Source organism: Ensifer adhaerens, from assembly GCF_002940685.1.
Classification (GTDB): Bacteria; Pseudomonadota; Alphaproteobacteria; order Rhizobiales; family Rhizobiaceae; genus Ensifer; species Ensifer adhaerens_E.
The window spans coordinates 471,040-488,340 of sequence record NZ_PNFP01000002.1; the positions used below are offsets into that span (position 1 = coordinate 471,040).

Consider the following 17,301-nt stretch of genomic DNA (forward strand, 5'->3'; position numbering starts at 1 on the left):
CACCTGCGATCTGAGAAACGGGGGGCAAAATGTCCACGCAAGCTCTGCTCATCGTGCACGCCGAGGTTCCCAATGAAGCGGACCGAGCCTCCTTCGACCAATGGTATGACCGACATATGCCAGACGCACTCAGCGCCTTTGGGGCGGTCGGGGGCTGGCGTGCTTGGAGCCGAACCGATCCTTCGAAGCACACTGCCTTCTACGAATTCTACAGTCTGGCGGCTGCGAACGCCGCCAATCAATCGCCGGGCACGGAATTCGATGCCACATGGCGCGGGCGGGCGACACGCACGCGGGACGTGGTCGAGGTTGTTCAGCGGCTACCGAAGCGGGACTGAGGCGCAATCGAAAATTGGCTCGCTTGCGCCTGTCTGAGCCGCAGGTGGCATGGGCCGGCGACTTCATAGCCTCTCGCCTGCGTTGATCGCGGAGCGGGAACATCCCTGCCTGTCGGCATGGGGCTTGCCCGCGGTGTCAGTTTGCCCCCACTGTCCCGTGGACCTCTCTCCCTTTGGACGGGGAGCGAGGCGCACGGTGCGCGCTCGGATGCGCTCCTCGCCGTTTCAAGACCAGCCTCAGGTTTGGCAACCCGGTGCCGCTTGTCCCTTCTCCCCATCAGAACGGGGAGAAGGTGCCGGCAGGCGGATGAGGGGCAGCGTCGCCCGCGTTGCAAGTTTGCCCCTTACTGTCCCGAAGGCGGATGTGGCGACAGGCGTCTACTTCGTCGTGTAGCCGCCGTTGACCAGGATCGTCTGGCCGGTCATCCACCAGCCGTCGGAGACGAGGAAGCGGATATAGGGGACGATGTCCTCGATGTCGGTGAGGCCGGTCCTGGAGAAGCCGGAGAGCGCCGAAGCGGTCTTGTGGTAGGCGACGGCATCAGCACCTTCGGCCGGATAGAAGAAGGGCGTGTCCATCGGGCCGGGGCCGATGGCGGTCACCGAGATACCGCGTTCGCCGAACTCCTTGGCGGCCGCGCGGGTGAAATGCTCGACTGGCGCCTTGGTGCCGGCGTAAGCCGCATAGAAGGGCGTGAAGGCGCCCAGCAGCGAGGTGACGAGCGTGCAGACCTTGCCGTTGTCGCTGACGTTTCTGCCGGCTTCGCGCAGGAAGAAGAAGGCGGACTTGGAATTGACGGCGCTCATCTCGTCATATTCCGCCTCGGTGATCTCGACGAAGGGCTTCTTCAAGACCTTGCCGACGGTGTTGACGGCGATGTCGATGCTGCCGAGCGCCGCCTTGGCGTCGGCAAAAAGCTTCTCGACATTGGCAGCGCTCGTCAGGTCGCCCGCAAAGGCATGCGCCGCAGCGCCCGCTGCCTTGATCGCCGCGACCGTCTCTTCGGCTGCCGCCCTTGTGGCGGCGCTGTTGTAATGGATCGCCACGCCGCGCGCGCCGTGTTCGGCGAGATCGCGCGCGAGCAGGCCGCCGAGGTTCTTCGCGCCGCCGGCGATGAGAACGGTTTTGCCTTTGATGCTGTGGTCTGCCATGAAATTCTCCTTCTGCGGCCGGCGAGTGCGGCCGGTTTCTGCGACCGGACGGCCGGCGGAAAGCTCGCCGGCGTCCCAATCTCACCCTGGCGCGACCGGCGTTTCGGCCGAACGGCCGCCCCCGCGAAGCGCTTGCGTTTCAAGTAGCGCACGCCTTGCCGCAGCCCATGGGAAGGAGGGGAGCCGGCAGGCATTGCAGGGTTGAGAATATCGTCGCAATCCCTGGTATAAAGCGCCCGCACGTGACATGACTTGTCAGAATTGGCGAACAATAGAATTTGGGAAGGCGGAGCGGGCATGGACAGGATCGAGCTTTTCCGGATCTTTGCCCGCGTCGTCGAAAGCGCGAGCTTTACCCGCGCGGCCGACACGCTTGGCCTGCCGCGCTCTTCGGTCTCGGCGGCGGTGCAGACGCTCGAAAGCAGGCTCGGCACGCGGCTCCTGCACCGCACGACCCGAAAGGTGGCGCCGACACAGGATGGTGCCGCCTTCTACGAGCGGTGCCTGAGGCTGATCCAGGACATGGACGAGGCGGAGAACCTGTTTCGCCGCGATACGAGCGGCCCGACCGGGCGGTTGCGCGTCGACCTGCCGAGCCGCATCGGCCGGCTGATCGTCGCCCCGGCGCTGCCGGAGTTTTTCGCGCGCTTTCCCGGCATCGACATCGATCTCGGCATGACCGACCGGGCGGTGCATCTGATCGAGGAGAGCGTCGACTGTGCGCTGCGCGTCGGCCCGCTTGCCGATTCCGGCCTGATCGCCCGGCCGTTCGGCATGCTCCGGCTGATCAATGTCGCAAGCCCGGATTATCTTAAGCGCAACGGCATGCCGCAAACGCCGGCCGATCTCGCCAGCCATTTCGCCGTCAACTATGCCTCGCCCTCGAGCGGCCGGGTGGAGGACTGGGAATGGATCGAAGGCGGCGAGGCGCGCACTGTTTCCGTCCCCGGCCGGGTCAGCGTCAACAGCGCGGAAGGCAGCATCGCCTGCTGCCTTGCCGGCCTCGGCCTCATCCAGATCCCGGCCTTCGACGTGATCGACCACATTCGCGAGGGCCGACTTGTGGAGGTGATGCCGGATCACGTGGCCGCGCCGATGCCGATGGCGCTGCTCTACCCGCACCGCCAGCATCTTTCGCGCCGGCTGAAGGTGTTCGCCGAGTGGCTGGAAGGGCTGATGCGCGGGGTGATGGCGGCGTGAGAATGACGGAAAGGGAAACATGAGAGACGAGATACTCCTGGCGGCCATCGCTGACGTCCTGGTGCAGATGGATCAGGCGGGCGATGTCGTCTGCGCCACGCATGTCGGACACATTGCCCGACGCATCCACGACGCCGTTCTGGAGGTGGTGCCTTCGACCGGGCTTACGGATACAGAACTCGCCGGCGTTCGCAGCTTGATGCTTCATGCCGTCGCCGATCAGCGCTTCTTCGATTGGGAGATGCCGACACTGACGGGATTTTCGGCCGACGGCTTCCGGCAGATCGCGGAAAAGCTGCCGGGGCCGTGACGGAAAGCGCCGGGTCGCCCGCCTTCAACCGGCGCTTGTCCGGTAGGCCTGAATGGTTTCAAGCAGGGCCTTTTCCTTGACTTGTGCCATCGCGCGCCGACCGAACATCAAACCGGCGGCGATAAAGTACCAGCGAAAGAACCACGTTGCCACCACAGCCAAGAGGGCGACAAGGGCGGGGATGCCCAGGACGGCGAGGATCAGCCGGCCGGTGCGGCCGAGAACTTCGAGCAGCAACATCGTCGGGAGAATGACGAACAGGGCAATGAGGCCCCACCAAAAACCCACTGTGGTCAGGATTGGAAAGATCGCCAGCACAGGCTCCTTCATCGCCAGGCCGAGCGCCCATAGCTCGCTGCGATGGCGATGATACGTGATCCAGCGCCAGAGCTTGCCCAGAAGTTTAGCCATCCCATCCCACCCATACGGCGTCGTGCTGATGCATGTTCCGGCACGCTGGTCGTGGCGAAACGCCATGTCGCGGAGCCGTCCCTTGCGGCATCACCTCGCAAGGCCGGATGCCATGTGCACCGCGCAACCTGTGGATGTTAATCGGGCGGACGGTAAGCGCGCATTGGCAGACCCAGTCGCCGGGTTCCACGCCTCAGCTGATCGATTGATGACACCGCCGGCCGTTCCAAGGCAGGAACTCCGAGCCGCCGGCGTTCCACTTGCCGTCGAACTCTGAGAAGTCGGAGGTGAAGGTGACGATCAGCTGGCCGTAGCCGTATTTGTCGCGCCACATGAAGCTTCGCGTGAGATCACTGCCGTCGCCATCGTCGCCGGTTTCGGCGAGTTCACCGTCGACGGACTGACCCTGATCGGAGAACACATATTTGCCGATGACCGTGCCGCCGGCAACGACCTCGAAGCGGGTCTGCGCATCCGACAGGACGCCGGCGGAGGAGAGTTGGCCGCAATAGGTTCCCGAAGGTGCGCGGCCGGTCTCGTCCGCTTTTGCCGTGGTGGCGAACGAGGCCGCGATCAGGAGTGCGGCGGTCCATGATCTGCTTTCTGTCAAGGCGGCCCCTCTTGCCGTGTCGGTGCAGCTTTTCGCGATCGCCCAGGTCGAGCGAGTCGCGATGGCTGCTGCCATGGGCTGGCATTCGGTGCGCAAAATCAAGGCCGTTGAGGCGCGCCTAGTTTTCCTGAACCGAAACGCCGTCCTTCCCGATCTTGATCTCGACGCCCGGCTTCGTCTCCTCCTGGTAGACGTAAACGCCGAGGCCGACGACGGCGACGGCGAGCAGGGCGATGACGAGATAGAGGCCGTTTCGGTTCATGCGGGAACTCCTGGGTTCGGTTTCGACGGGAAATAGGAGCTTCTGCAAGAAAGACAACAGGATAGCGAGATTTTCGCACCGCGCCCCCGAAGACGCGGTTTGCCGGTGCGGGTCGGAGCGGGATGTGTTTCCACGTCCCGCTCCAGTGCCGCTTTGCCGATCAGCTGGCGTCAAAGCCTGCGTGGTAGCTGACACGCCCTGATGGTACCCGGCCTTCGAACGCCTGCGCCATGAAGTACTCGGCCGGTACGCCTTCGAAGCGCAGGGCGGCGTGGTTGTCGAAGCCGAAGCGCTTGTAGTAGCCGGGTTCGCCGAGGACGACGCAGCCCCTGGCGCCGGTCTTGGCAAGGCGCGTCAGGCCCTCGCGGATCAGCCTGCCGCCCGTGCCGCTCTTCTGGCGGTCGGGTCTGACGGAGACCGGGCCGAGCCCGAACCAGCCCTTGTCCTCGCCGTCGATCGTGACAGGTGAGAAGGCGACGTGGCCGACAATTTCGCCCTGGTCGAGGGCGATAAGCGAGATCGTCAGGGCGCCGGCGTCGCGCAGCGCGTCGATGATTTCGGCTTCCGTCTGGCTGCTATAGGCCATCGGTGCGAAGGCGGCCTTGGTGACCGCACGGATGGTGGCGATGTCATTTGCTTGTTCGGAACGTATGTCGATGGTGGTCATTGTAAAAACCTGTTCTTGAAACCCATGGTCGCGCGCCATCGACTGCGAACGACCGATATCGTTCGCCGGTGACGGCGCGGTTCGGCGTCTTGGTCAAGACGCTCAGTGGGTGAGAACAAGCTCCAGCATCGACAATTCCTCTGCGCAATTCAGGCGCGCGAGCCCGGTATAGGGTCAAGTCCTCGCCGCGGTCAACCGGCCGGCCGGGCAGCACCAGCAGGGAACCCATGGGTCGGTGTTCAGTTTCAGGCTGACGCGCGCCCTGTGCGGCGCGCGTCAGGGGTGAAAGATGCGGCTTCGCTCAGACGTGGCGCGTCAGACCGCCGTCCACCTTCAGGTTCTGGCCGGTGATGTAGGCGGCGCCCTCCGAGGCGAGGAAGGCGACGGTGGCGGCGATTTCGGCGCTGGTGCCGTAGCGCTTCATCGGCACGGCGTCGCGGCGTTCTTCGGTGGCCGGCAGGCTGTCGATCCAGCCGGGCAGAACGTTGTTCATGCGCACGTTGTCGCCGGCATAGGTGTCGGCGAAGATCTTGGTGTAGGAGGCAAGGCCGGCGCGGAAGACGGCCGAGGTCGGGAACATCGGCGAGGGCTCGAAGGCCCAGGCGGTGGAGATGTTGATGATCGCGCCCGATTTCTGCTTCTGCATGATCGGCGTGACGAGCCGGACCGGGCGGATGACGTTCATCAGGTAGACGTCGAGGCCGGTGTGCCACTGCTCGTCGGTGATTTCCAGGATCTGGGCGCGCGGGCCGTGGCCGGCGCTGTTGACCAGAACGTCGATCCGGCCCCATTTTTCCATGGTCGCCTCGACCAGGCGCCTCAGGTCGTCGTTCGACTGGTTGGAGCCGGTGACGCCGATGCCGCCGAGTTCGGCGGCCAGCGCCTCGCCCTTGCCGGAGGAAGACAGGATCGCGACCTTGTAGCCATCGGCGGCTAGGCGCCTGGCGCTTTCGGCGCCCATGCCAGAGCCACCGGCGGTGATGATTGCAACTTTTTCTACTGCCATGGTTCGGTCCTCTCTCGTGCGTGGCCGGTGTCGATTGTGCTGCCGTTGCGATTGAAATACCATCTCCGCGCCGCAACGGCGAAGCAGTTTCGCTTTCATATGCCAGTAGAAAAACTATTCGATGAGTGACGCACCCGGAAAGCTGCCTTCGCTGAATGGCGTGAGAGTGTTCGAGGTGGCCGCGCGCCATCTGAACTTCCGCCTCGCGGCCGAAGAACTCGGCGTGACGCAAGGGGCGGTCGCCCAGCAGATCCGCGGGCTCGAAGCCGAGCTCGGGGTCAAGCTCTTCGAGCGGCTGCCGCGCATGCTGGCGCTGACCGGCGAGGGGCGGGCCTATATCGCCGATGTCAGACGGGCGCTTGAGATCATCGCGCGGGCGACCGACGGGTTGAAGCCGCAGCCGGTCCGGCTGACGATCAGCACCACGCCGTCCTTCGCCTCGAAGTGGCTGATCCCGCGGCTGCCGGATTTCACCAGCCGTCATCGCGATCTCGACCTGCACATCCTTGCGACCGACCGCATGTCGAACTTCCAGGCCGATGGTGTCGACCTTGCCGTGCGCTACGGCCGGCCGCCCTTCGGGGCGGGGCTGGCGGTGGAACTTCTGTTCGAGCAGGAGACGATCGCCGTCTGCAGCCCGCGGCTGATCGGCGACAAGGTGCCGGATACGGCCGCCGAGCTTGCCGACTACACGCTGCTGCACGACGCGCATAATTTCTGGCCCGAGTTCATCGAGCGGCATTTCGGCGAAAGCCCGCAGGCCGCGTTCAAGGGCATCAGCTTCAACCAGACCTCGCACGCGATCGAGGCGGCGATCGCCGGCCAGGGCATCGTTCTCGCTAACCGCAATTTCGTGGCGCAGGACATCGCCGAAGGCCGGCTCGTGCGCATCTTTGCAGCCGCGATGCCGGGGCCTTCGGATTTCTATCTCGTCTGGCCGCGCTACCGCAAATCGCTCGGCCTTCAGACCGTGATCGCCTGGCTCAGCGACGAGGCGAAGAAGGAGCGCGAGCGGGCCTTGTCATGATCTCGGCACGGCCCCTGGCGGTTGTCAGCGTCGCAACGCGACGTCGAGCCGGTAGAGCAGGGCGTGGAAGTCGCCCTTGCTCGGCTTTCGCCCCGGCATCGTCCGAACGATCTGTCGAAGCTCGGGCGAGGCGGCGGCGATTGCCAGGCTCACCTCTTTTTCCATGACCGCAGCCTCGTCATCGGCGCCAGAGGCGAGCGCCTGGATGGCATAGGCGGCGGGCGCGAGCACGTGATTGATCTGGTGCGGCGTCTCGATCGGATGGGTATAGGCGGCACCCGCAGCGGCCGAGGCCGCCCGAGCGGCTGCCCTGGCTGCAGGATCGCCGATCTCGCGGGCGGCGGCCTGGGCGCCCCAGCCGACCTTTCGCAAGGCGGTGCTGCGCGGTGCCCCTTCGGCAAAGGCGCGGGCAGCCGCGATCGCCTGGCGCGGGCGAGGATCGGCGGCGACGGCCTCAAAGACCGGCAGGGCCCGCCCGGCTGAGAGGGCGGCCCAGCGGGTGATGTGGCGCAGGTCGTCTTCGGTGAGGAGCGGGCGGGTGGCTTCTTGGGGCATTGCCGAGGTTCTCGCATGGAAGGCCGGCGCGCCGCAATCGGCGACAGGCAGCGACCCGGGTTCAGGGCTTTGCCCGCGGGCAGGATGGTGGCGCTTGCAGCGCTGCGGAACAGACCTATTGTGCGCCTGCCACGCCGGAAGATGAGATGAAGTGAATGATGATGCCTGCCAAAACTGACGTTCCCAAATATGCGCAGATCGAGCACGAGCGGCGTTTTCTCGTCGAACGGTGCCCGGATCTGTCGCGGCACGACTATCGGACGATCGAGGACCTCTACGTCTCCGGCAGCCGGCTGCGGGCGCGCGCGATCACCTTCAGCGATGGGCGTCCGCCCGCGTTCAAGTTCTGCAAGAAATACCCGTCGGATAGCACCACGTCTCAGCCGATCGTCAACATCTATCTGACCGCCGGCGAATACGAACTGCTGTCGCATCTGCCCGGAAACAGGGTCCGCAAGCGGCGCTATCGCCTCGATATCGAGGGAACGCCCTGCAGCATCGATGTCTTTGAGGGCGTACTGTCCGGGCTGATCCTGTCCGAGGTCGAGGCAAATTCGGCCGAAGCGCTGGCCGCCCTTAAGCCACCGCCCTGGAGCAGGCTGGAGGTCACCAGAGACGCCTTCTTCAGTGGGGCAAACCTTGCGGCTGTCGGCGCAGCCGAGCTTCAGGCAAAGCTCTCCTCGCCGCGGCGCTGACCGGCCAGACCTCGACCGATGCCCTGCAGGGCCAGGCCCTCAACGCTCCCAGCCGTCCGTAAACGGGAAGCGCTCCGCCCACAGGGTCGCAAGGCGAGGGTCGGCGTCGACGCGGCGGACCGTTTCGGCAAGCCCGGGAGCGGCGGTGTAGAAGCGGCGCCGGCCGGGCGACCAGCGGGAGGCGGTCGCCACATAGAGGTCGAGGACCGTAAGCTCGTCGCCGAGCAGGTACTGTTGAGGACGCAACTGTGTTCCCATCTGCTCCCAGCAACTGGCGATACGGTCAAACAGGCGTGCCTTGACGCCGGCGTGGTCCTCCGCCCTGTCGATCACGCGGGCAGGATTGTCGGCGATCCAGTAGAGCGCGTAGATGGCCGAGGAGACGAAGGTCATCCATCTGAGGAAGGCCGGCCGCCGGACGTCGGCCGGAGCGGGCGCGAGGCGGGCGCCGGGATAGGCATCGGCCAGCCAGATCAGGATCGCGGCACTTTCGGTCAACACTTCGCCGGTCGGCAGCGCCAGCGCCGGGACCTGGCGCAAGGGATTGATGCGGGCGAGCCTGTCCGCCTGCCGGTCACCCTCCCAGGGGGCGTGCTCCTCGAGGCGATAGGGCACGCCGATGAGGCCCAAGGCGGCCTCGATCGGAACGGATCCGGAGCCTGAGGCTCCGTAGACGACAAAGGGCTCGCCCAACGATGTTCTCCCGCATGATGCTGCCGGGGCCTAGGCCCGCAGGCTTTTATCCATACTGGGGGTTGTTGCACGGATCGCGGCTTTCGCGCCATAGGCGATGATGGAGATTAACGAGAGATCAGTTGCCGGTTCGGCGGGCGGTAGACGCGCGCTATGCCGCAGCAGGGCAGGCGTCGCCGCCAGCTCTCGACAGGGCCGTGTCCGATCCAGTCGCGGCTTGCAACAGGAGCTCAAGAGAGGCAGAACGATGCTATGCCCGACAACGATAGCGACGCACGTTCATTCACGATCGACCGCTCGAACATGTTTGAGCCGCTCTTGCAGGCCGACCCGTCCTTTGCCGAAACATGGGCGGCGTTCCAGGAAGAGTGGCGAGACGACGACGAACCGCCGCCGCTTTACCTGGCCTTGGCGGAGCTTGCACGTCACCTGATCAGAAAGCTGGAGGCGGGCGACACGCCTGGTTTCCGGGCGGTCTTCGACGTGGTCGAACGCTGGCACATCCATGGCGACGCCTACGTCAAGGAAGCTGCGACGGTGGGGTTGCTCGAGGACTTGCAAAATGGGAATTTTCATCGCGTAACCAGCCCCGACGATTTTCTCCCATGGCTCGCCCCGGAGACTCTCGGTTGGTGGATCCAGATCCGCCAATTCTGGGCCGGCGAGCCCCGGATCGGGTAAGATGCTTCCCAAGGGTGGGGGAACCGGCAAGTGCCATTCTTCTCACCCCGGCCGGGCGGAAATGCGGTAGGGTTGATCGGCCGGCGAGGGGGCGCTATTGCAGCCGCCGCGCCCATCCTGCCCTCAAGCCATACGGAGTTTTGAAGATTGAGCGTTGCCTTCACCAAGGAAGAAAGTGCCGAAACCGCCGCCGAGACGTTGCTGCCGGACCGGCCGGTTTCGCCGCATCCGAACCTGGTGACGGAGGCCGGGCTGAAGGCGCTGGAGGTGCTGCTTCAGGAGGCGCGCACGGCCTATGAGGCGGCGGCCGCGGTCGACGACGTGAACGAAAAGCGGCGCCAGCAGGCGGGACCGCTGCGCGACCTGCGCTATCTCAACGAGCGGCTGCGCACCGCGCAGCTGATGCCCGAGCCCACTTCCACCGAGACCGTCGCCTTCGGCAGCATCGTCACCTTCAGCCGCGACGACGGGCGGGTGCAAAAGTACCGGATCGTCGGCGAGGACGAGGCGGACCCCAAGGCGGGGTCGATCTCCTATGTCTCGCCGGTGGCGCGCCTCCTCATGGGCAAGGCGGTGGGCGACCTGGTCCAGGTCGGCGACCAGGAGCTCGAGGTTGTGGCGATTTCCTGACCGGTTGGGCGCCGGCGTGATGATGTCGGTTATTGTCGTATCCGATTTAATAGTGTCAACTTGACATTCTGCTCTTCTCGGTATTTATGTCGCATCCGATCTAATTTGGCGGCGCCGCGCTCATGGGAAAGATCCGCCAGGGGCGGGTGCATGGAGTTCGGTCGGATCCGTCGGCACGGAGGATGGAAATGCACAACAATGGCGACGCCGCGCCGGTTCGCGCCTATCGCGAGTTTTCCCGCGTGCTCGATCCCGACGTCTACGAGCCGCTGCCGGACGACTGGCTGATCGGCATTACCGACGTGGTGAATTCGACCGGCGCGATCCGGGCCGGGCGCTACGAGGACGTCAACTATGTCGGCGCCTCGGCGATTGCCGCGATCGGCAACGGGCGCGGCAATTTCGATTTTCCCTTCGTGTTTCGCGGCGATGGCGCGGCCTTTGCGCTGGCGCCGGGCGCAGAAGCGATGGCCGGTTCGGCGCTGCGGCAGCTCGCCGCCTTCGCAAAGGGCCGGTTCGATCTCGATTTACGCGTCGGCCTGCTGACGGTCCGCGACATCAGGGACCATGGCCAGGACGTGCGGATCGCCCGCTATGCCGCATCGGAGAATGCGACCTATGCGATGTTTGCCGGCGGCGGGCTCAAATGGGCGGAGCGGCAGCTGAAAGAGGGGCGCTACCAGCTTCAGCCGGAAAGCCAGGGTACCGAACCGGATCTCACCGGCCTTGCCTGCGAATGGCGGCCGTTTCCAAGCCGCCAGGGGCAGATCCTGTCGCTTTTGGCCGAACCCGCCGACGACGTGACGCCTGAACGCTTTGCCGCCCTGGCGCGCGAGGTGATCGCCGTTTTCGACCAGGCACCGAGGCACGCGCATCCGCTGCCCGAAGCGGTGGGCGTGCCGAAGGACGAGCGACTGCGGGTATCGCGGGAGCGCTGGGCCGGCGTCGCCGCCAGTTCCGATTTTCGCAAGTATGACGATGGCCTGCGATTGACGGTGGATTGCACCGTCGAGCAGATCGACCGGATCCAGGCGATCCTTTCGGCCGCCAAACGGCGCGGCGAGGTGAATTTCGGGCTGCACCGCCAATCGCATGCGCTGATGACCTGCCTTGTGCCGTCGGCCCGACCGGACGCGCACCTGCATTTTCTCGACGGCATGGACGGCGGCTACGCCAGGGCGGCGGAAATGATGGCGCCGCAAAAGCGTCTCAGCGCCTGATCCGCCGAAACGCCGAGGGCAGCGGCGATGCGGCTGCTCGGGCGTGATGCCGGCAGCCCCAATCCCGCGTAGGGCCGCTGTGCGATCGATATCGCGCAAGGGTCGGGCAAGCGTGGCGCTTGCCCGATTTCCCGCTATTCCTTCTCTGTTCCAGGCTGGCCGGCACCGAGCAGGTTGTCGCGCAGCTTTGCCACCGACCGCTGCACCGTGCCGAACTCGTCGCCGAGGCCAATGGTGTCGGTCAGTGCTGCACCCGGATCCGCATCCACCACCGCCTGACCGGCTGATGTCAGCGTCAGGCGCACCTGCCGTTCGTCGGCGGGATCGCGCCGGCGCTTAAGGTAGCCGTCGGCTTCGAGCTTCTTCAGGATCGGCGTCAGCGTGTTCGATTCCAGGAAGAGCTTTTCGCCGAGCATGCCGACCGTCTGGTCGTCTTCCTCCGACAGCGCCACCAGGGTGACGTACTGGGTATAGGTGAGGCCGAGCCTGTCGAGCAGGGGCTTATAGGCGCGGCCGAAGGCGAGATTGGCCGAATAGATCGCAAAGCAGAGGAAGCCGGAGAGCTTCCTGCCGCCCTTGGCCTTGGCGGCACCCGGCTCCTTGGCAGTCTTGGATGTGGACATGGGAATCTTTTTTCCTTTTCGCTATCGGCACTTAATATAAATCGTATCCGATTAAATCGCAATGGTGTTGACGCTCTCTCAGGATCTGCGTATACACATCGCATCCGATTGAAGCGGATCCGATTAGAAATCAAACAGAGAGGAAAATGCACATGACCGAGAAGCTCGTTTTCACCGGCAAGACCCACAACACCAGCGGCCGCAATGGCGGCACCGTCAGCAGCGACGGCACGCTTGACCTGAAGCTGCCGCAGCCGCATCCGGCCGCCGAAAACCTGTTCGGCGCCGCCTGGTCGGCCTGTTACATGGGCGCGATCGAGCTTGCCGCCCAACAGCGCAAGGTGAAGCTTCCGGCCGGCCCCGAGGTCGATACCGAGATCGACCTCAACGTCAACGACGGTTCCTACTTCCTGCGTGCCCGGCTGAATGTCCGCCTGGAAGGCCTCGACCGTGACGTGGCCCACGAGATCATCCATGCCGCCCACGAGATCTGCCCTTACTCCAAGGCGGTGCGCGGCAACATCGACGTCGAGACCAATCTCGTCTAAGGCCGCCAACCAGAGGTCAGCGCCAAAACCATCGGCGCCATCAGACGTCACGTTCAGCGTTTTCGGGGATGCGCCGGCCCATGCCGCGCATCCCCTTACGTTTTTTTGGGGCGCGCAGCGACGGCAGTCGTTCTTCGGTGCTGCGGGTGAGTGTTATTCGACGACGTCTCACCAAGGCATCGCGCCTTGACAGCCACAACGTGTGGGCGGACACTCCCTTCGCCTGGTTCGCTTCTGAAAAGGAATGCGGCGATGTTCGGCGGATTTATGGAACTGCATGGACACGTCTGGTCCGCTCGTGGCCAGTCTTCGTCTTGGACGCTGCTGCGATCGTTCAAGGTCATGCCCGGCCCAGCGAAGATGCGACCCGTCGCCAGAAAATGGCTGGCTGCGGCCTTTCTGCTCGCCTCCGGTGAGATCGCCGCGGCCGATGACGTCCTGTTCGAGGGTGTCAGGATCTTCGACGGGAAGGGGGCCGAACTTTCCGCATCCTCCAACGTGCTGGTCAAGGACAACCGGATCGCGCGGATTTCGACAGACCCCATCGACGCCGAAGGCGCGCTGAGGATTGCCGGCAACGGCCGAACGCTGATGCCGGGGCTGATCGATGCGCATTGGCACGCCATGCTCATTCGCGTTACGCCCGCCGAGGCGTTTGGCGATATCGGCTATACCACGCTTCTGGCAGGGGCCGAAGCTACGGACACCCTGATGCGTGGCTTCACGACGGTGCGGGACGTCGGAGGCCCTGCCTTCAGCCTGAAACGCGCCATCGATGAAGGCATCATTGCCGGTCCGCGCATCTATCCCTCCGGCGCCATGATCACCGTAACCAGCGGGCATGGTGATTTCCGGTCGTTCACTGACCTGCCGCGTGCGAGCGACGGCCCGCTCACCCGCATGGAAGTGGTTGGCGGCAGCATCGTCGTGGACAGCCCCGATGAAGTTCGCATGCGCGTTCGCGAGCAGTTCATGCAAGGCGCGACGCAGGTCAAGCTCACCGCCGGCGGCGGCGTCTCCTCGCCGCACAGCCCGCTCGACGTGACGACCTTCACCGAGGCCGAATTGCGCGCCGCCGTCGAAATCGCCGACAACTGGCACACCTATGTCGTGGCCCACGCCTTCACTTCGGAGGCTGTCAGGCTGGCGGCCCTGTCGGGCGTGAAATGCATCGAGCACGGTTTCCTCATGGACGAGGACACCGCCCGGCTTTTGGCCGAGCGTGGTGTGTGGCTGAGCCTGCAGCCGCTGCCGGAGATGTTGCGGCAGGGCTTCCCCAAGGGCACCGTGCAGCGCGCAAAGGCCGATGCGGTCTGGCCCGGCATCGAACGGGCCTACCGGCTTGCGAAGAAATACAAGATCAAGACTGCCTGGGGCACAGACGTTTTGTTTTCCGCTGCGCTGGCCAAGCAACAGGGCGCCATTCTCGCGTCGCTGACCCGCTGGTACACACCCGCCGAGGCGCTTGTCATGGCGACCGGAACCAATGCCGAACTCTTGGCGCTCTCCGGTCCGCGCAACCCCTATCCGGGCAAACTCGGCGTCGTCGAGGAGGGGGCCTTTGCGGACCTCCTGCTGGTCGAGGGCAACCCGCTCGAGAACATAGAGCTCGTTGCCGATCCCGAGACCAACTTCAAGATCATCATGAAGGACGGAGTGATCCACAAGAACACCCTTCGCTGAGGCTGAGCGCCAGGACGTGGATCGCGCAGCATGCTCGCCGGGCGCGCTCGGCCGCGGCCAGCGTCCGGCCGGGCTGCCGCGGCTGTTCTTTGCCGAGCCTAGCCCGGGACCGGTCAAGCACTGGTTCTGGCGTCAGGGATTGATCGACAGCCCGGAGATGCGGCTGCCGATGGTGCCGGTCAGCGACGAGCTGGCGGCGCGGATCGACCGGGCGGTGGCTGAGGACATCGAGGCCGACGCCGCTCGCTTTTTCGCGCGCGGCGGTGCGCCAAAAAGCGCGACCTCACGGGAATGTAATTTGGCCGATCGCCGCGCCTGTTGGTATTTTCGCGCCTTCGCATGTACAGGGGAGCGGCCCTGAGGGGCCGATGGTCGCATGCCTTACAACCTCACGGTCAATGGAAAGAGCTATGCCGTCGACGTGGACGGCGATATCCCGCTGCTATGGGTCCTGCGCGACACGATCGGGCTGACGGGAACGAAGTTCGGCTGCGGCATTGCCATGTGCGGCGCCTGCACGGTGCATGTCGACGGAATGCCCGTGCGCTCCTGCATCCTGCCGGTCTCGGAAGCGGCGGAAAAGCCGGTCACCACGATCGAGGCGATCGGCGACACGCCCGAGGGCCGGAAGATACAGCAGGCCTGGCTCGATATCGACGTCGTGCAGTGCGGCTACTGTCAATCCGGGCAGATCATGTCGGCAACCGCGCTTCTGGCCGCCAATCCGAAGCCGAGCGACGGCGACATCGATGCGGTCATGGCCGGAAACATCTGTCGATGCGGCACCTATCCGCGCATCCGCGCCGCCATCAAGCTTGCAGCGCAGGGGTGATGCCATGTCCATTTTCGACAGAGCCAATCTTGCCGTATCGCGCCGCCAGCTGCTGATCGGCGCGTCGCTGACGGGTGCCGGACTGGTGATCGGCTTCAAGCCCCATCCGGCGGCGGCCGCGAGCGAACCCTTTGCGCCGAACGCCTTCATCCGCATTCCGCAGGACGGCAAGATCACCTTCGTCATGCCCTCGGTGGAAATGGGGCAGGGCATCTATACGGCGGTCGCGATGATGCTCGCCGAGGAGCTGGAGGTCGGCCTCGACCAGGTGACGCTCGAGCATGCGCCGGCCGATCCCAAGCAATATGCCAATCCGCTGCTCGGCGACCAGATCACCGGCGGCTCGCTCGCCATCCGCGGCGTCTACGAGCAGATGCGCAAGGCGGGTGCTGCGGCCCGTATCATGCTCATCGGTGCTGCGGCGCGCGAGTGGGGTGTTTCGCCGGACGCCTGCAAGGCGGAGGCGGGCCATGTGGTCGAGACCGGCGGCAGCCGTCGTGCGGCCTATGGCAGCCTGATCGCGGCTGCGGCTTCTGAAGCCGTGCCGCAGGATGTGCCGCTGAAGCCCGCCTCCAGCTACAAGGTGATCGGCAAGCCCGCGCATCGCCTCGACAGTCCGGAGAAGGTGAACGGCACGGCGAAATTCGGTATCGACGCCCGCCCGGACGGTGTCTCCTATGCGGCGATCGCCATCTGTCCGCACTTCAACGGCAAGCTGCGCGCGGTCGATGAGGCGCCGGCGATGGCGGTCAAGGGCGTGACCCAGGTGGTTCGCATCGAAGAGGCCGTCGCGGTCGTCGCCAACAACACAGGGGCTGCGCGAAAGGGGCTTGCGGCGCTTGCGATCGAGTGGGATCCGGGACCGAGCGCCTCGGTTTCGCAAGCCGAACTCGAGCGCCAGATGGACGCGGCGATCGACGGCAAGGCCCTGCCGCACCTCAACGAGGGCGATGTCGCCAAGGCCGAAGCGGAGCACGGGCCGGTGCACGAATTCGTCTATCGCATGCCGATCCTGACGCATTCGGCCATGGAGCCGATGAACTGCACGGTGCATGTGCGCCCCGACGGCTGCGAGGTCTGGGTGGGAACGCAGATCATGAGCCGCACACGGCAGGCGGCGGCCGACGTCACCGGCCTGCCGGTCGAAAAGGTGGTGGTGCACAATCATCTGCTCGGCGGCGGCTTCGGCCGGCGGCTCGATGTCGACGGGGTTATTCTCGCGACCAAGATCGCCAAGCAGGTCAGCGGCCCGGTCAAGGTAACCTGGAGCCGGGAGGAGGACATCCGCCACGACTGCTATCGCTACCTGAACTACAGCAAGGTCTCAGCGGTGCTCGGGCCCGACGGCCTGCCCTTGTCCTGGCGGCACCGGGTCATCGGCCCCTCGGTCATGGCGCGCTGGTTCCCCGGCTTCACCAAGGACGGCGTCGATCTCGACCAGATGGGCGGGGCGGAATCGCCTTATGCCATTCCCAACCGGCAGACCGACTTCGCCCGCCACGAGGCGCCCGACGGCATGCTGACCGGCAACTGGCGGGGCGTCGGCGCCACGCGCAACGTGCCGCCGGTCGAATGCGGCATCGACGAACTGGCCGAACTGGCGGGCATTGATCCGCTCGACTACCGGCGGCGGCTGCTGCAACACAAGCCGCGGCTGCTGGCCGCGCTCGATCTGGCGGCCGAGAAGGCGGGCTGGTCGACCCCGCTCGAAAAAGGCAAGGGACGGGGCATCGCGGTTGCCGCGGATTTCGGCAGCTACGCGGCGATGATCGCCGAAGTGAGCATCGGCGGGGACGGCACGTTCAAGACGGAACGGATCGTCTGCGCGGTCGATTGCGGCCAGGTAATCAACCCGGACACGGTGGAGGCGCAGATCCAGAGCGGCGTCGTCTATGGCCTGAGCGCCGCACTCTACGGGCGCATCACGGTCGAAAACGGCGCGGTGGTCGAAGGCAATTTCGACGACGCTCCGGTGCTGCGCATCAACGAGACGCCGCCGATCGAGGTGCATATCGTGCCGAGCGCCGAGGCGCCCGGTGGTATCGGCGAGGTGGGCACGCCGGGCGTTGCGCCGGCGCTCCTGAACGCCATCTTCATGGCGACGGGCAAGCGGCTCAGAACCCTGCCGATCGACCAGAGCGACTTGAGGAGGGTGTGA

At 65.3% G+C, this 17,301-nt stretch carries 22 protein-coding genes; 13 read left to right on the plus strand and 9 right to left on the minus strand.

All coding sequences use genetic code 11. The features are described 5' to 3' along the window. The first annotated feature begins 29 nt into the window (after positions 1-29). The gene (locus C1A35_RS05520) at positions 30-338 is read left to right on the plus strand and encodes a hypothetical protein (protein WP_104663319.1); all 309 of its coding nucleotides are present in this window, start codon (positions 30-32) and stop codon (positions 336-338) included. 378 nt (positions 339-716) lie between these two features. On the opposite strand, the gene C1A35_RS05525 is transcribed toward C1A35_RS05520, so the two are convergent. Continuing rightward, on the minus strand, positions 717-1,490 hold the full coding sequence (locus tag C1A35_RS05525) for an SDR family oxidoreductase (RefSeq protein ID WP_104663320.1): 774 nt from the start codon (positions 1,488-1,490) through the stop codon (positions 717-719). A 297-nt stretch (positions 1,491-1,787) separates the two neighbouring features. Here C1A35_RS05525 and C1A35_RS05530 point away from each other — a divergent pair, with 297 nt between their 5' ends. Both C1A35_RS05530 and C1A35_RS05535 read left to right on the plus strand, forming a co-directional pair. Beyond that, positions 1,788-2,690 (plus strand): LysR family transcriptional regulator, encoded by a 903-nt coding sequence (locus C1A35_RS05530; protein WP_104663321.1) that lies wholly within the window; start codon positions 1,788-1,790, stop codon positions 2,688-2,690. Positions 2,691-2,709: 19 nt separating this feature from the next. Further along, positions 2,710-3,000: a hypothetical protein gene (locus C1A35_RS05535; protein WP_104663322.1), complete on the plus strand. Its 291-nt coding sequence runs from the start codon at positions 2,710-2,712 to the stop codon at positions 2,998-3,000. Between the two features lie 24 nt (positions 3,001-3,024). Here C1A35_RS05535 and C1A35_RS05540 read toward each other — a convergent pair whose 3' ends face one another. The 5 genes from C1A35_RS05540 to C1A35_RS05555 all read right to left on the minus strand — a co-directional run bounded on the left by C1A35_RS05540 (position 3,025) and on the right by C1A35_RS05555 (position 5,956). Then, a complete protein-coding gene (locus C1A35_RS05540) occupies positions 3,025-3,411 on the minus strand; it encodes a hypothetical protein (protein WP_104663323.1) in 387 nt (128 codons plus the stop codon). 193 nt (positions 3,412-3,604) lie between these two features. Continuing rightward, positions 3,605-4,021, minus strand: a complete 417-nt coding sequence (locus tag C1A35_RS05545) for a hypothetical protein (RefSeq protein WP_104663463.1) — start codon at positions 4,019-4,021, stop codon at positions 3,605-3,607. 118 nt (positions 4,022-4,139) lie between these two features. Next, a complete protein-coding gene (locus tag C1A35_RS36325; protein WP_199772863.1) occupies positions 4,140-4,283 on the minus strand; it encodes a hypothetical protein in 144 nt (47 codons plus the stop codon). A gap of 160 nt (positions 4,284-4,443) precedes the next feature. Next, the gene (locus C1A35_RS05550; RefSeq protein WP_104663464.1) at positions 4,444-4,941 is read right to left on the minus strand and encodes a GNAT family N-acetyltransferase; all 498 of its coding nucleotides are present in this window, start codon (positions 4,939-4,941) and stop codon (positions 4,444-4,446) included. Positions 4,942-5,251: 310 nt separating this feature from the next. Beyond that, entirely contained in the window at positions 5,252-5,956 is a 705-nt protein-coding gene (locus C1A35_RS05555) for an SDR family oxidoreductase (RefSeq protein ID WP_104663324.1), read from the minus strand. A 121-nt stretch (positions 5,957-6,077) separates the two neighbouring features. On the opposite strand from C1A35_RS05555, the gene gcvA reads away from it, so the two are divergent. Then, positions 6,078-6,983 (plus strand): transcriptional regulator GcvA, encoded by a 906-nt coding sequence (gene gcvA, locus C1A35_RS05560; RefSeq protein WP_104663325.1) that lies wholly within the window; start codon positions 6,078-6,080, stop codon positions 6,981-6,983. 24 nt (positions 6,984-7,007) lie between these two features. Here the strand turns inward: gcvA and C1A35_RS05565 are convergent, their stop codons facing one another. Continuing rightward, positions 7,008-7,538, minus strand: coding sequence for a putative immunity protein (locus C1A35_RS05565; protein WP_104663326.1), 531 nt, complete (start codon positions 7,536-7,538; stop codon positions 7,008-7,010). A 155-nt stretch (positions 7,539-7,693) separates the two neighbouring features. Here C1A35_RS05565 and C1A35_RS05570 point away from each other — a divergent pair, with 155 nt between their 5' ends. Continuing rightward, complete coding sequence (locus tag C1A35_RS05570; RefSeq protein ID WP_104663327.1) at positions 7,694-8,233, plus strand: hypothetical protein; 540 nt, start codon at positions 7,694-7,696, stop codon at positions 8,231-8,233. 39 nt (positions 8,234-8,272) lie between these two features. Here C1A35_RS05570 and C1A35_RS05575 read toward each other — a convergent pair whose 3' ends face one another. Next, positions 8,273-8,926 (minus strand): glutathione S-transferase family protein, encoded by a 654-nt coding sequence (locus tag C1A35_RS05575; RefSeq protein ID WP_104663328.1) that lies wholly within the window; start codon positions 8,924-8,926, stop codon positions 8,273-8,275. 252 nt (positions 8,927-9,178) lie between these two features. Here C1A35_RS05575 and C1A35_RS05580 point away from each other — a divergent pair, with 252 nt between their 5' ends. The 3 genes from C1A35_RS05580 to C1A35_RS05590 all read left to right on the plus strand — a co-directional run bounded on the left by C1A35_RS05580 (position 9,179) and on the right by C1A35_RS05590 (position 11,457). Continuing rightward, positions 9,179-9,607 (plus strand): DUF7674 family protein, encoded by a 429-nt coding sequence (locus tag C1A35_RS05580; RefSeq protein ID WP_104663329.1) that lies wholly within the window; start codon positions 9,179-9,181, stop codon positions 9,605-9,607. 147 nt (positions 9,608-9,754) lie between these two features. Beyond that, the gene (greA, locus tag C1A35_RS05585; protein WP_104663330.1) at positions 9,755-10,237 is read left to right on the plus strand and encodes a transcription elongation factor GreA; all 483 of its coding nucleotides are present in this window, start codon (positions 9,755-9,757) and stop codon (positions 10,235-10,237) included. Positions 10,238-10,425: 188 nt separating this feature from the next. After that, complete coding sequence (locus C1A35_RS05590) at positions 10,426-11,457, plus strand: DUF3095 family protein (protein ID WP_104663331.1); 1,032 nt, start codon at positions 10,426-10,428, stop codon at positions 11,455-11,457. A 134-nt stretch (positions 11,458-11,591) separates the two neighbouring features. Here the strand turns inward: C1A35_RS05590 and C1A35_RS05595 are convergent, their stop codons facing one another. Continuing rightward, positions 11,592-12,080, minus strand: a complete 489-nt coding sequence (locus tag C1A35_RS05595; protein WP_104663332.1) for a MarR family winged helix-turn-helix transcriptional regulator — start codon at positions 12,078-12,080, stop codon at positions 11,592-11,594. A gap of 152 nt (positions 12,081-12,232) precedes the next feature. On the opposite strand from C1A35_RS05595, the gene C1A35_RS05600 reads away from it, so the two are divergent. The 5 genes from C1A35_RS05600 (at position 12,233) to C1A35_RS05620 (ending at position 17,301) form a co-directional block, all read left to right on the plus strand. Then, positions 12,233-12,628, plus strand: coding sequence for an Ohr family peroxiredoxin (locus tag C1A35_RS05600; RefSeq protein ID WP_104663333.1), 396 nt, complete (start codon positions 12,233-12,235; stop codon positions 12,626-12,628). Between the two features lie 360 nt (positions 12,629-12,988). Continuing rightward, a complete protein-coding gene (locus tag C1A35_RS05605; protein ID WP_104663465.1) occupies positions 12,989-14,311 on the plus strand; it encodes a metal-dependent hydrolase family protein in 1,323 nt (440 codons plus the stop codon). Positions 14,312-14,327: 16 nt separating this feature from the next. After that, entirely contained in the window at positions 14,328-14,672 is a 345-nt protein-coding gene (locus C1A35_RS37315) for a hypothetical protein (RefSeq protein ID WP_440271495.1), read from the plus strand. Between the two features lie 15 nt (positions 14,673-14,687). Further along, positions 14,688-15,143: a (2Fe-2S)-binding protein gene (locus tag C1A35_RS05615; protein ID WP_104663334.1), complete on the plus strand. Its 456-nt coding sequence runs from the start codon at positions 14,688-14,690 to the stop codon at positions 15,141-15,143. Between the two features lie 4 nt (positions 15,144-15,147). Continuing rightward, complete coding sequence (locus C1A35_RS05620; RefSeq protein WP_104663335.1) at positions 15,148-17,301, plus strand: xanthine dehydrogenase family protein molybdopterin-binding subunit; 2,154 nt, start codon at positions 15,148-15,150, stop codon at positions 17,299-17,301.

Bases quoted from the DNA above. Each gene is read 5' to 3' on its own strand.
- C1A35_RS05600 (WP_104663333.1), top strand. From the start codon at position 12,233: ATGACCGAGAAGCTCGTTTTCACCGGCAAGACCCACAACACCAGCGGC.
- C1A35_RS05620 (WP_104663335.1), top strand. From the start codon at position 15,148: ATGTCCATTTTCGACAGAGCCAATCTTGCCGTATCGCGCCGCCAGCTG.
- C1A35_RS05555 (WP_104663324.1), bottom strand. From the start codon at position 5,956: ATGGCAGTAGAAAAAGTTGCAATCATCACCGCCGGTGGCTCTGGCATG.
- gcvA (WP_104663325.1), top strand. From the start codon at position 6,078: ATGAGTGACGCACCCGGAAAGCTGCCTTCGCTGAATGGCGTGAGAGTG.
- C1A35_RS05615 (WP_104663334.1), top strand. From the start codon at position 14,688: ATGCCTTACAACCTCACGGTCAATGGAAAGAGCTATGCCGTCGACGTG.
- C1A35_RS05565 (WP_104663326.1), bottom strand. From the start codon at position 7,538: ATGCCCCAAGAAGCCACCCGCCCGCTCCTCACCGAAGACGACCTGCGC.
- C1A35_RS05525 (WP_104663320.1), bottom strand. From the start codon at position 1,490: ATGGCAGACCACAGCATCAAAGGCAAAACCGTTCTCATCGCCGGCGGC.
- C1A35_RS05595 (WP_104663332.1), bottom strand. From the start codon at position 12,080: ATGTCCACATCCAAGACTGCCAAGGAGCCGGGTGCCGCCAAGGCCAAG.
- C1A35_RS05580 (WP_104663329.1), top strand. From the start codon at position 9,179: ATGCCCGACAACGATAGCGACGCACGTTCATTCACGATCGACCGCTCG.
- C1A35_RS05540 (WP_104663323.1), bottom strand. From the start codon at position 3,411: ATGGCTAAACTTCTGGGCAAGCTCTGGCGCTGGATCACGTATCATCGC.
- C1A35_RS36325 (WP_199772863.1), bottom strand. From the start codon at position 4,283: ATGAACCGAAACGGCCTCTATCTCGTCATCGCCCTGCTCGCCGTCGCC.
- C1A35_RS05535 (WP_104663322.1), top strand. From the start codon at position 2,710: ATGAGAGACGAGATACTCCTGGCGGCCATCGCTGACGTCCTGGTGCAG.
- C1A35_RS05590 (WP_104663331.1), top strand. From the start codon at position 10,426: ATGCACAACAATGGCGACGCCGCGCCGGTTCGCGCCTATCGCGAGTTT.
- C1A35_RS05520 (WP_104663319.1), top strand. From the start codon at position 30: ATGTCCACGCAAGCTCTGCTCATCGTGCACGCCGAGGTTCCCAATGAA.
- C1A35_RS05530 (WP_104663321.1), top strand. From the start codon at position 1,788: ATGGACAGGATCGAGCTTTTCCGGATCTTTGCCCGCGTCGTCGAAAGC.
- C1A35_RS05570 (WP_104663327.1), top strand. From the start codon at position 7,694: ATGATGATGCCTGCCAAAACTGACGTTCCCAAATATGCGCAGATCGAG.
- C1A35_RS05605 (WP_104663465.1), top strand. From the start codon at position 12,989: ATGCGACCCGTCGCCAGAAAATGGCTGGCTGCGGCCTTTCTGCTCGCC.